The organism is Novosphingobium sp. UBA6272 (assembly GCF_002440635.1).
Lineage (GTDB): Bacteria > Pseudomonadota > Alphaproteobacteria > Sphingomonadales > Sphingomonadaceae > Novosphingobium.
Window position 1 is genome coordinate 25,835 of sequence record NZ_DJUW01000018.1, and the last position, 10,021, is coordinate 35,855.

At 64.2% G+C, this 10,021-nt stretch carries 14 protein-coding genes and 1 tRNA gene; 10 read left to right on the top strand and 5 right to left on the bottom strand.

Translation table 11 applies throughout. From position 1 onward, the window contains the following. The first annotated feature begins 2 nt into the window (after window positions 1-2). On the top strand, window positions 3-512 hold the full coding sequence (locus B2V17_RS10255; protein WP_292997303.1) for a L,D-transpeptidase family protein: 510 nt from the start codon (window positions 3-5) through the stop codon (window positions 510-512). Here the strand turns inward: B2V17_RS10255 and B2V17_RS10260 are convergent. Further along, a complete protein-coding gene (locus B2V17_RS10260; protein ID WP_292997305.1) occupies window positions 502-1,059 on the bottom strand; it encodes a hypothetical protein in 558 nt (185 codons plus the stop codon). The genes B2V17_RS10255 and B2V17_RS10260 overlap by 11 nt on opposite strands. A gap of 327 nt (window positions 1,060-1,386) precedes the next feature. Here B2V17_RS10260 and B2V17_RS10265 point away from each other — a divergent pair, with 327 nt between their 5' ends. Then, window positions 1,387-2,388, top strand: coding sequence for a winged helix DNA-binding protein (locus B2V17_RS10265; RefSeq protein WP_414690794.1), 1,002 nt, complete (start codon window positions 1,387-1,389; stop codon window positions 2,386-2,388). 64 nt (window positions 2,389-2,452) lie between these two features. After that, a tRNA-Val gene (locus B2V17_RS10270) sits at window positions 2,453-2,528 on the top strand. Window positions 2,529-2,660: 132 nt separating this feature from the next. Here the strand turns inward: B2V17_RS10270 and B2V17_RS10275 are convergent. Continuing rightward, the gene (locus B2V17_RS10275; RefSeq protein WP_292997307.1) at window positions 2,661-3,098 is read right to left on the bottom strand and encodes a TlpA family protein disulfide reductase; all 438 of its coding nucleotides are present in this window, start codon (window positions 3,096-3,098) and stop codon (window positions 2,661-2,663) included. 142 nt (window positions 3,099-3,240) lie between these two features. On the opposite strand from B2V17_RS10275, the gene argH reads away from it, so the two are divergent. The 4 genes from argH to B2V17_RS10295 all read left to right on the top strand — a co-directional run bounded on the left by argH (window position 3,241) and on the right by B2V17_RS10295 (window position 7,018). After that, entirely contained in the window at window positions 3,241-4,614 is a 1,374-nt protein-coding gene (gene argH / locus B2V17_RS10280) for an argininosuccinate lyase (protein ID WP_292997369.1), read from the top strand. A 5-nt stretch (window positions 4,615-4,619) separates the two neighbouring features. Further along, window positions 4,620-4,865: a hypothetical protein gene (locus B2V17_RS10285; protein WP_292997309.1), complete on the top strand. Its 246-nt coding sequence runs from the start codon at window positions 4,620-4,622 to the stop codon at window positions 4,863-4,865. 5 nt (window positions 4,866-4,870) lie between these two features. Beyond that, a complete protein-coding gene (gene lysA / locus B2V17_RS10290) occupies window positions 4,871-6,133 on the top strand; it encodes a diaminopimelate decarboxylase (protein ID WP_292997311.1) in 1,263 nt (420 codons plus the stop codon). A gap of 123 nt (window positions 6,134-6,256) precedes the next feature. Further along, window positions 6,257-7,018 carry a precorrin-2 dehydrogenase/sirohydrochlorin ferrochelatase family protein gene (locus tag B2V17_RS10295; protein WP_292997313.1) on the top strand — a complete coding sequence of 254 codons (762 nt, stop codon included), beginning with the start codon at window positions 6,257-6,259 and terminating at the stop codon, window positions 7,016-7,018. On the opposite strand, the gene B2V17_RS10300 is transcribed toward B2V17_RS10295, so the two are convergent. Both B2V17_RS10300 and B2V17_RS10305 read right to left on the bottom strand, forming a co-directional pair. After that, window positions 7,002-7,400, bottom strand: coding sequence for a PaaI family thioesterase (locus tag B2V17_RS10300; RefSeq protein ID WP_292997315.1), 399 nt, complete (start codon window positions 7,398-7,400; stop codon window positions 7,002-7,004). The two genes, B2V17_RS10295 and B2V17_RS10300, sit on opposite strands and share 17 nt — an antisense overlap. After that, window positions 7,397-7,864 carry a PaaI family thioesterase gene (locus B2V17_RS10305; protein WP_292997317.1) on the bottom strand — a complete coding sequence of 156 codons (468 nt, stop codon included), beginning with the start codon at window positions 7,862-7,864 and terminating at the stop codon, window positions 7,397-7,399. The genes B2V17_RS10300 and B2V17_RS10305 overlap by 4 nt, the downstream gene beginning before the upstream one ends. Before the next feature lie 122 nt (window positions 7,865-7,986). Between B2V17_RS10305 and B2V17_RS10310 the strand changes: the two genes are divergently transcribed. Next, window positions 7,987-8,136, top strand: coding sequence for a hypothetical protein (locus B2V17_RS10310; RefSeq protein ID WP_292997319.1), 150 nt, complete (start codon window positions 7,987-7,989; stop codon window positions 8,134-8,136). 13 nt (window positions 8,137-8,149) lie between these two features. After that, window positions 8,150-9,127 carry a hypothetical protein gene (locus B2V17_RS10315; RefSeq protein WP_292997321.1) on the top strand — a complete coding sequence of 326 codons (978 nt, stop codon included), beginning with the start codon at window positions 8,150-8,152 and terminating at the stop codon, window positions 9,125-9,127. A gap of 26 nt (window positions 9,128-9,153) precedes the next feature. Here B2V17_RS10315 and B2V17_RS10320 read toward each other — a convergent pair whose 3' ends face one another. Then, the gene (locus B2V17_RS10320; protein WP_292997323.1) at window positions 9,154-9,462 is read right to left on the bottom strand and encodes a hypothetical protein; all 309 of its coding nucleotides are present in this window, start codon (window positions 9,460-9,462) and stop codon (window positions 9,154-9,156) included. On the opposite strand from B2V17_RS10320, the gene B2V17_RS10325 reads away from it, so the two are divergent. Next, window positions 9,454-10,017, top strand: coding sequence for a hypothetical protein (locus tag B2V17_RS10325; RefSeq protein ID WP_292997325.1), 564 nt, complete (start codon window positions 9,454-9,456; stop codon window positions 10,015-10,017). The two genes, B2V17_RS10320 and B2V17_RS10325, sit on opposite strands and share 9 nt — an antisense overlap. Window positions 10,018-10,021: the final 4 nt, after the last annotated feature.

Genomic DNA, 10,021 nt, shown 5'->3' on the forward strand with positions numbered 1-10,021 from the left:
GCGTGCGGCGGCGGCTTCTCCTTGGGGGTGCCCTCCTGCTCCTGACCGGAGCCGCCACGCCCGCGCCGCCGCTGTCCTTTCCCGAAGTCGATCACATTCTCGTCGCCAAGGCGGCGCGGACCATGACGCTGTTCGGCACCGACGGATCGGTCACGGTGATTCGGAATATCCAGCTGGGCGATGCCCCGGTCGGCCCCAAGCAGTTCGAAGGGGACGAGAAGACCCCCGAGGGCCGCTTCACGATCGACTATGGCAACCCGCAGAGCGCTTATCACCTCTCGCTCCACATCGACTATCCGCGCGCCGAGCATGTCGCCTATGCGCAAAGCCATGGCCGCAGTGCCGGGGGAATGATCATGATCCACGGCCAGCCCAACGACTGGCCCGGCGCAGACCTTGGCGCGCGCGTGCCAGGCGACTGGACTGACGGCTGCATCGCCCTGGCGAACGAAGAGATCGAAGCACTGTGGGACGCGGTGCCGGATGGCACGCCGATCGAGATCAGGCCGTAAGGTAGTGGAATTTCGTGGCGTCGATCATGAAGCAGAGTTCGGTTATGCCTTTCGCATCTGGGTCAAGCGTCAAGCTCTCATCATCGACGAACATGATAATCAGCTTGCCGGGTGCGTCTTGTGAGATGGCTGCGACTTCGGTCATCGGGCGAAGCCGTTCAATTCCGGCTCTGTTTGAATAGGACAGCATCGAATAGCGAAAACAGACATTGGCTCGATGGATTCGCCGGATCTGCCAAAGGCAGCCGATGGAGCAGGCTGCCATTAACAGCACCATCCCGTTCATTACTTGCAGTTGGTGTGCCGCGTCTTCCCGGGCCGAGCCGACAATTGTCCGGAGGCAAAAGAGTGTTGCAGTCAAGAACAGCAAACCTGCCAACGAAATCCAATGCTTGGCGCCCGGAACGATGCGTTGCCAGTTGTGGCGGTCACTCTTCGCATAGCGATCGCGGTTCACCAATATGTCGACCCCGACCGAGGTGAAGTAGGCTACCAAGGCGCCGACAAGATACGCAGGCAGATGGGACATCACGCCATTTTGCGTCATGTGGGTTACCAAATCCGTACCGCATCACAACCTGCGAAGCAGTCCGCATTGATTCACTTTTCGAGCAATCGTGAAAGTTGCACTTCCGTCGTCACCTTTGGACAAGTCCGCCGACCCGGTCCGTTTTGGCTTCACCTCTCATCTGTGTCTGGGCCAGCCCGCGGTCACGCGCAAGCCGCATCACTCTGACCAACCAGAAGATCGCGGCGTTGTTGGAGGCGGTTGCTTTTGGCTCAGTGAACGGGCTTAGGCCGTGAAAACTTGATCCATTCTTGACGTATTCTCTTTTTGTTCTATTCATGTTCGCGAAACATGGAGTCGGAACAGATGGCACAGCCCGGATCATCGGCCAATTTCGCTTACGATCGCGCCGCCAACGATGCGGCGCCGATGCCGCTTTCACTCGCTGTCTACGCCGATCGGGCCCACGTTCGCGCGCTGATTCGTGAGGATGCCGAGGCGGCGGGGTTCCGGATCGGCGAGGTGGCCGGGATCGAGGCCCTGCTGGAGGGTGAGGCGCGGCCGCTCGGCGAGGTCGTCCTGCTTGATTGCCCCGAAGTCGACGGCGCTTCGCTTGCTGCCCTGGCGCGGCTCGACATGCGGGTGGCGCATGCCGGGGCGCATCTGGTGGTCTCAACCACGGTTGCGGCGCTCGACGACGTGTTCGGCTGCCTCGATCAGTCCGGCGCGCAGATCCTGGTCGATCCCAGCCGGGCCGAGCGGGTGCTGGCGCTGGGCCGGGTGCTGGCACGGGTGCCCAACCTGCGGGTCCGCGAATTGTCGGACGAAGACCGGCTGGCGCTGCTGCGGCTGACCGAGCAGGTCAGCCAGATCGCCGCCCGGCTCGACAAGCTGGCACCGCCGCCGGGCGAGGGCCGGGCCGATGGGGAGAGCGCCTTCCGCTTCGAGAGCCCACGGCCGGGTTTTGCCCAGCCCGATGGCGATGCCAGTGAACGACTGGTGCGGGCGACGCGTCCGGCCTTGCCCGACCCGCGGCTGGTGCGGCGGATCATCCGCCAGCGCCAATTGCGTGCGCGGTTCTTCGATGGCGATCTGTTCGCCGATCCGGCCTGGGATATGCTGCTCGATCTCACCGCAGCGCGGGCCGAACATACCCGGGTCTCGGTCACCAGCCTGTGCATTGCCAGCGGCGTACCGCCAACCACCGCGCTGCGCTGGATCGGCCAGATGATCGATGGCGGCCTGCTCGAACGGGTCGAGGACGAAGCCGACCGCCGCCGCGCCTTCATCACCCTGACCGACCGGGCCGCCGATGCCATGGCGCGCTATTTCGCCGAACTCGGCACGAATGCCGCGCGCTTGGTTTAGGGCTTTTCTCCGCGAGGATGTTGGGCTAGGGGCTGCGGCCTTGGCCCCATTGCGATGGTGTGCCGGGCGCTTAGCTCAGTTGGTAGAGCATCTCGTTTACACCGAGAGGGTCAGCGGTTCGAGCCCGTTAGCGCCCACCAGTTTTCGGAATCAGATGATGTCCGGGGGACATCTTCCCGAAAACTCCCGAGCGATAGCGAAGGGGCACGCTTCAGGCGTTCAAATCCCGGTTCCGGCGAAAGTTTGGTCCGGGGGAACGTCCAAAAAGTCTCTTACCGCGCTTCATCGACCAGCTTCAGCGTCTCGGCATCGCCCCATTCCCTGGGCGCGGCGATCCGCCACACCTCGCGGCCATCGGCGCCATACAGCACCGTCATCGGCAGGCTGGGCGCTTCATAGTGGAACGCCAGGTCGCCTTTGGGGTCAAGCCACGGTTCCAGCCGGGTCACTCCGCGTTCCTTCAGGAACTGACCGGCCTTTTCCGGCTGGCCCGAATCCTGGTTGATCGTCAGCACCTTGACCTTGCCGTCCAGCGTGTCCGCCAGCTTGTCGAGCGCGGGCAGTTCGGCCACGCAGGGTGCGCACCAGGTTGCCCACAGGTTGATCAGCAGCGGCTTGCCCTTGAGGCTTTGCAGGTCGAGCTTCTGGCCGGCCGGATCGGTCAGCACGAAATCGGGGAGCGCGCTGCCCTTTTTCGTGCGGTCGACCATGCCGCCCGCCGCCGGGGCGGCCGATGACGCTTGCGGTTGCGCCTCTTGCCCGCTTTGCCTATCGCACCCCGCGACAAGCACGGCAAACCCGAGGACAGCGGCGTTGAGCAAGCGGGAAGACAGCACAGGTGGCTCCAATTCGATGTGGGGCGGGCGCTTCGCCGAAGGGCCCGCTGCGATCATGCGCGAGATAAATGCCTCGATCCCCTTCGACAAGGCGCTGTGGCGGCAAGATATCGCGGCGTCAAAGGCCCATGTGGACATGTTGTCGGCGCAGGGAATCGTTTCGGCTGATGATGCCGCGCTGATCGCTGGCGGGCTGGACCGGATCGCGGCCGAATACGAAGCGAGCGGCGTGCCCGAGGACTGGGACCTCGAAGACATCCACATGACCACCGAAAGCCGGCTGGCCGAGTTGATCGGTCCCGCCGCCGGGCGACTCCACACTGCCCGCAGCCGCAACGATCAGGTAGCAACCGATTTCAAGCTGTGGGTCCGTGAAGCGATGCAGTCGGCCGAGGCCGGGCTGCGCGCGCTGCAGGTCGCGCTGGTGACCCGCGCCGGCGAACATGCCGCCAGCATCATGCCGGGCTTCACCCATCTGCAGACCGCCCAACCGGTCACGCTGGGACATCACCTGATGGCCTATTACGAGATGGCCGCGCGCGACCGTTCGCGCTTTGTCGATGCCTATGCCCGGGCCGGGCAGTCCCCGCTCGGTGCGGCAGCGCTCGCCGGAACCGGCTTTCCGATCGATCGGCACCGCACGGCGGCAGCGCTCGGATTTGATGCGCCGACCCGCAACAGCATCGATTCGGTTTCGGACCGCGATTTCGCGCTGGATTACCTGATGGCGGCGGCGCAGACCGCGCTGCACCTCTCGCGGCTGGCGGAAGAGTTCATCATCTGGGCCAGCCAGCCGTTCGGCTTCGTCACGCTGCCCGACAGTCTTTCGACCGGCAGCTCGATCATGCCGCAGAAGAAGAACCCCGACGCGGCCGAACTGGTGCGCGGCCATGCCGGACGGATCGTCGGTTGCTTGACCGCGCTGATGATCACGATGAAGGGTCTGCCTCTGGCCTATTCGAAGGACATGCAGGACGACAAGCCGCCGGTGTTCGAAGCCGCGTCGCTGCTGACCCTGTCGCTCGCGGCAATGACCGGGATGGTAGAGGGTGCGACTTTCCGGACCGAGCGGATGCGCGCCGCCGCCGAGCTGGGCTATGCCACCGCCACCGATCTGGCCGACTGGCTGGTCCGTCAGGCGAATATCCCCTTTCGCGAGGCGCACCATATCACCGGAACTGCGGTCAGGCTGGCCGAAAGTAAGGGGCTCGCGCTCGATCAGCTTTCGCTGGAAGAGCTCCGGGCAATTGATTCCCGGATCGACGAGCGGGTCTTTGCCGCCTTGTCGGTCGAGGCGTCGGTAGCGGCGCGGGCCAGCTATGGCGGAACCGCGCCCGATCAGGTAAGGGCGCGGGTGGCCGAAGCGCGTATCGCGCTGGGCCTGGAGTGAACGCGATGCGCCGTCTGGCAATTTCCCTGGCACTGCTTGGCCTCGCCGGCTGCGGGGCAAGCGCGCCGCTCAAGCCCAAGGCCGGGGAGAGCCTGCCGGTCGCGCGCTATGGCCGCGAAGGCACCGAAACTGCCGAAACCCTGCTTAAATCGCCGCCCCAGGCCGCGCCGGAGCGCAGCGTCGAACTGCGAAAACGGTCGGAGAAACGGTTGCAAGACCCGTTCGACCTGCCTCCTTCCGACGACGAGTAAAATCCATGGATCATTTTGAATATATTGGCGGCGTCCTCCACGCCGAAGACCTGCCGCTGACCGCGATCGCCGAAGCGGTCGGTACCCCGGTTTACGTCTATTCGCGCGCCACGCTGGAGCGGCATGCCCAGGTATTCCGCGAGGCGCTTTCGATCCTGCCGCGGGTTCACATTGCTTTCGCGGTCAAGGCCAACCCGAACCTGGCCGTGCTGCGGATCATGAGCCGCGAAGGGCTGGGCGCCGATGTGGTTTCGGGCGGCGAAATGGCCCGGGCACTGGCGGCGGGGGTTCCGGCTGAAGAGATCGTCTTCTCCGGCGTCGGCAAGCAGCACCACGAGATGATCGCCGGGCTCGAAGCCGGGATCGGGCAGTTCAACCTCGAAAGCGAGGAAGAAGGGATCGAGCTGGCCGCGCTGGCCGCGGAACGCGGACTGACCGCGCGCTGCGCGCTGCGGGTCAATCCCGATGTCGATGCGCGGACCCATGCCAAGATCTCGACCGGCAAGGCCGAGAACAAGTTCGGCGTGCCGATCGACCGCGGCTGCGAGATCTATTCCAGCCTGGCCGCGCTGCCGGGCCTGGAGATGCGCGGTGTGGCGGTCCATATCGGCAGCCAGCTCAACAGCCTGGAGCCGTTCGAGGAAGCCTTTGCCAAGGTTGGTGATCTGATCGCCGAATTGCGCGCCGCCGGGCAATCGGTAACGCACGCCGATCTCGGCGGTGGGCTGGGCGTGCCCTACAAGGCCGGCGAGGTCTTTCCCTCTCCGCAGGCCTATGCCGAGATGGTCGCGCGGGCCACGGCCGGCTGGGACGTCACCCTGATGTTCGAACCGGGCCGGGTGATCTGCGGCAACGCCGGGGTCCTTTTGACCAAGGTGGTGCGGGTCAAGCGCAGTTCGAACCGGGCGCCGTTCGTGATCGTCGATGCGGCGATGAACGATCTGGCCCGCCCCGCGATGTACGGGGCCTGGCACGATTTCGACGCGGTGAAGCCCACCGGCGAGCGGATGACCGCGCATATCGTCGGCCCAATCTGCGAAACAGGCGATACCTTTGCGATGGACCGCGAATGCGACGCCTTGCAAGCCGGCGATCTGGCGGTGTTCCGCACCGCCGGCGCCTATGGCGCGACCATGGCCAGTTCCTACAACAGCCGCGGTTTCGTGGCCGAAGTGATGGTCGATGGCGGCAAGTGGGCGGTGGTGGCCGACCGGATCCTGCCCGAAGCGATCAGCGCGGCCGAGCGGGTTCCGGACTTCCTCGACTGACCCCGGCCATTCGCCCACCTCGCTGCGACTGATTTCACTACCTGTATCAAGTCTCGCTCCCCTCCCGCAGGCGTGAGGGGTTGGGGGTGGGCCAGCCTGCGACAACCTGCTAACGGACCGGCCATGCACTCGCTCCCTCTGTTTCATCGCCTTGGCGGCCGGAAGGTGATCCTGCTGGCCGAGGGTGAGGCAGGGGAGGCGAAGCGGCGCCTGCTTGAACGCGCCGGGGCCGAAATCGTCGGCGAAGATGATGGCGCCGCCCGGCTCTGTTTTATCGCCCTCGATGAGCCGGAAGCGGCAGCGCAGCGGCTGCGGGCGAAGGGGCTGTTGCTGAATGTCACCGACCGGCCCGATCTGTGCGATTTCACCGTTCCCAGCATTCTGGAACGCGGCCCGGTGTTGGTCGCGGTCGGGACGGGTGGGGCCTCGGCTGGCCTTGCCAAGGCGCTGCGCTTGCGGCTGGAAGCTTTGCTGCCGGCATCGCTCGGCACTCTGGCGGAACGGTTGCAACAGGCTCGCGGTGCGATGCGCCAGCGGTTCCCCGAACCGGGGCAGCGCCGCCGCGCACTCGACGCGGCGCTGAGTGAGGGCGGGGCGCTCGATCCGCTCTTTGGCGCAAGTGCCGATGCCGTGGCCGGTTGGCTCGATGGCGGCGAAGCAGGCGAGGGCGGAACTGTCGAGTTCAGCATTTCCAGCGCGGACCCCGATGACCTGACTTTGCGACAGGCGCGCTGGCTCGGTGCGGCGGATTTCGTTGCTTACGAGGATCGCGTGTCTTCGGAAATCCTCGCCCGTGCCCGCGCCGATGCTGTGCGGCTGCAGATTGGCGCAGGCGAACGCCTCTCGCCGCGCCCCGGGCTGACCGTCATCATTCGGCGGGGCTGAGCAGCACTTTCATCTGGGCCAGCGCGATCGGCTTGCTGCGATCGTCCTGCCAGCATTCGGCATTGACCAGCGCGACGCGGCGCCCGGCGCGGGTGACCTTGCCCATCGCGAAGGTGCGCTGTTCGGTCCCGCCACGCATGAATTCGACCTGCACATTGACCGGCTTGAGCTTCATCGCTTCGCCCCGGCGATCAAGCTCGGCCCGCAGTGCAGCGATCGCGGCCATTTCCATCAGCCCGCTCATCGCGCCGCCGTGGAGATAGCCGGGGCGCCCGGCGACCCGGACCGAATAGTCAACGAACAGCACCGGATTGCCGTCCTCGTCGTGATCGAGATCGATCCCGAGCGCGGTGGCATAGGGGGGCAGGACTGTTCCGTTCACAGGTAGGCTCCGTGCGTCGCCATGAAAGTGCCGATAACGTGGGCCACCGGATCTTCGGGGTCTCCATCGTGCGCGATCCCGCGGATGAAGCTGATCGTGCGGGTCAACTTGTAGCATTCGCCGTGGCCGATCACCGTGCGGCCCGGCACTGCGGCGCGCATGTAATCGACCCGCAGGTCCAAAGTGGCGTGGGGCACGAACCGGCCCGACAAGGTCCAGACCGACATCGAGGTGGCATTGTCCATCAAGCTGATGATTGGGCCCGAGGCAATGACGCCGGTTTCGGCGACGCCGATCAGTTCTTCACGCCAGGGCAGGGCCAGCTCGACCCAGTCCGGCCCGTGCGCGTGATAGGTAAGCCCCAGCCAGCCGCCGTGGCCGTGGCGGGTCATCATCTTCGAGGCGCGGGCCGGATCGAACACGAAGTCGGGCGGCAAATCTTGGAGGCTCTTGGGCTCGGTCATGGCCGTTGCTGTGCTGTCGGCGCGGGACGATTACAATCTTTTAATTTCCCGCAGCTGGCAGAGTCAGGCCCAATCCCGCACGCCGGTTGGCATAGGGCCGCTCGGCAAACTGGGGATTAATCATGAACCTGCCCAAGATCGACGTATCCGCATTGCCGGATCTGGACACCATGACAGGAATGTTCGGAAGCTTGACCCAATCGATTAACACCGATGACATTGTTGTTGTCATCATGGTGCTCGTTTGGGACATCATCAACGGCAACGGCTGAGCGGGCGGTCCGGATGGATATCCGACCCGAGATGCGGGCGCTGCGGAGCAATGATGCTCCGCAGCGCTCTGCGCAAGCAGCGGTGGGCGAGGTTCTTGGAGCCTGGCGCGATTCCGGCCAAGGTCTTCAGGTAGAACGCGAATTACGCCTGTTCTCCGGCGGAGCGGCGATCGAAGACTTGCCCTTTCTATCAACATTGTTCTGCCAGAACGAAAGCGCCCCGATTCATTTCGTAGAGCATCTGTTGCTGCCCTTGCTGGGGCGATTGAAAGCCGATCCGCTGACTCAAAGTCCGCTGCGATTTTCAACCGACGATATCCAGACGACCCTGGTCATTGCGAAATTTCGCAATACGACCTTAACACTGCAATCGGTGAGCGGTGCCGCACTGGATCGAAAGCCTTATCCTAACTCTGCAAGTTTCTCGCCCACCGAGACCTACGACCGAATCTTGGCAGGGACCGCCCGGGTGCTCAAAGTTGCGGTCGAACAGCAATTGCCGAACGGTGCGTTACTAAGCTGCAATGAAAGTGTGATCGAACAGGGCCAGGTCCGGCACCGTTATGGCCGATCAGAGGCGCAGTTGCTGCGTTCGGTGCAAGGGTCTCTGGTCACTCTCAAATTGCAGAGGCCGACGGCTGATCACGACGTTACTCGGGAATATGCGCTCGATGGCGGTCGGTTGTTGCGTCAGGCAGCAGGGACCCCGCATGACAGCCGCCTTGAGCTGGCGGCGGCCTTGCTCGGACGAATGGCCCGGCTGGATGCTGCCCCGCTGCTTTCGGTCATGGCCGAGGAGGAGGGCAATCCTTCCTTGAGGTGGCAAGCGCTGCGCGAATGCCTGGGGCTCGACACGGCCCGCGGCTTTCGCACCCTGTGTTCGCTTGCCAGCCGCGCCGACGATCCGTTGGCAGTACCGGCTGGCGCGCTGCGCGCTCAATTGCTGGAAACCTACCCCGAATTGTCTGGAGTTAGCGAATGCCCCGCGTGATCGAGATTGCTGATTCAGCACAAGCCTCACTTGAAGAATGCTCGGATGCCATAGCAGCATTCGGGTTCGATCCGACCGATGATGAAAGTTTGGACAATGCGGCGCGATGGCTGCGGCGGCTCGGAAACAATCGCGAATTTTTGGGCGACATTCTCGTCGAGCAACTGGCGCAGCGGCACCGGGAAGAATCTTTGGACAATGCCTATAGCCCTCAGGTTATCATGCTTTCGCCGCCAAACGGCCAGTTCTTCATGCGGGCAAACATCTGGCCTTCGCTTCATGAACACATGGTTCGCGCCAGCGGTGGGGATTGCTTTGCTCTTGAGATGCCGCACGATCACAATTTCAATTTCCTGACGCTGGGTTACTTCGGACCGGGCTATTGGAGCGACTACTACGAGTACAATTTCGAAGAGGTGATCGGCTATCGCGGCGAGCCGGTGCCATCGCTGCGCTTTATCGAGCGCTCGCGGCTCGAACAGGGCAAGATCATGCTCTACCGTGCGCACCTGGATGTTCACTCGCAGTTGCCGGCGGATTCCCTTTCAGTCTCGCTCAACATTATGCACACCCATGGCGCGCAGGGCTGGTACGATCAGTACCGGTTCGATCTTGAGCGGCGTGAGATCGCAGCAATCATCTCCCCTGGGCCGAGCGAGGCGCTGATCAAGGTGGCGGTCGGGCTGGGCGGGGAAGAAGCGATCGACCTGGCCGAGCGTCTCGCGCGCAGCCACCCGAGCGACCGGATGCGCCTTGCGGCCTGGGATGCGCTCGCGGCGCGGGAAGCAGATCCGGCGGCGCGCGATGCCCTTTGGCATCAGGCGGAAGGATCGGGCAGCCGTCTGGTTACGAAGGAAGCGCGGGCGCGGCGTGCCGAACTGGTCGCCTGATCGG

What these genes read in the sequence shown, in the direction of transcription:
- lysA (WP_292997311.1), top strand. Translation starts at nt 4,871, where the DNA reads ATGGATCATTTTGAATATATTGGCGGCGTCCTCCACGCCGAAGACCTG.
- B2V17_RS10265 (WP_414690794.1), top strand. Translation starts at nt 1,387, where the DNA reads ATGGCACAGCCCGGATCATCGGCCAATTTCGCTTACGATCGCGCCGCC.
- argH (WP_292997369.1), top strand. Translation starts at nt 3,241, where the DNA reads ATGTGGGGCGGGCGCTTCGCCGAAGGGCCCGCTGCGATCATGCGCGAG.
- B2V17_RS10315 (WP_292997321.1), top strand. Translation starts at nt 8,150, where the DNA reads ATGGATATCCGACCCGAGATGCGGGCGCTGCGGAGCAATGATGCTCCG.
- B2V17_RS10310 (WP_292997319.1), top strand. Translation starts at nt 7,987, where the DNA reads ATGAACCTGCCCAAGATCGACGTATCCGCATTGCCGGATCTGGACACC.
- B2V17_RS10325 (WP_292997325.1), top strand. Translation starts at nt 9,454, where the DNA reads ATGCCGCACGATCACAATTTCAATTTCCTGACGCTGGGTTACTTCGGA.
- B2V17_RS10305 (WP_292997317.1), bottom strand. Translation starts at nt 7,864, where the DNA reads ATGACCGAGCCCAAGAGCCTCCAAGATTTGCCGCCCGACTTCGTGTTC.
- B2V17_RS10295 (WP_292997313.1), top strand. Translation starts at nt 6,257, where the DNA reads ATGCACTCGCTCCCTCTGTTTCATCGCCTTGGCGGCCGGAAGGTGATC.
- B2V17_RS10260 (WP_292997305.1), bottom strand. Translation starts at nt 1,059, where the DNA reads ATGACGCAAAATGGCGTGATGTCCCATCTGCCTGCGTATCTTGTCGGC.
- B2V17_RS10275 (WP_292997307.1), bottom strand. Translation starts at nt 3,098, where the DNA reads ATGGTCGACCGCACGAAAAAGGGCAGCGCGCTCCCCGATTTCGTGCTG.
- B2V17_RS10285 (WP_292997309.1), top strand. Translation starts at nt 4,620, where the DNA reads ATGCGCCGTCTGGCAATTTCCCTGGCACTGCTTGGCCTCGCCGGCTGC.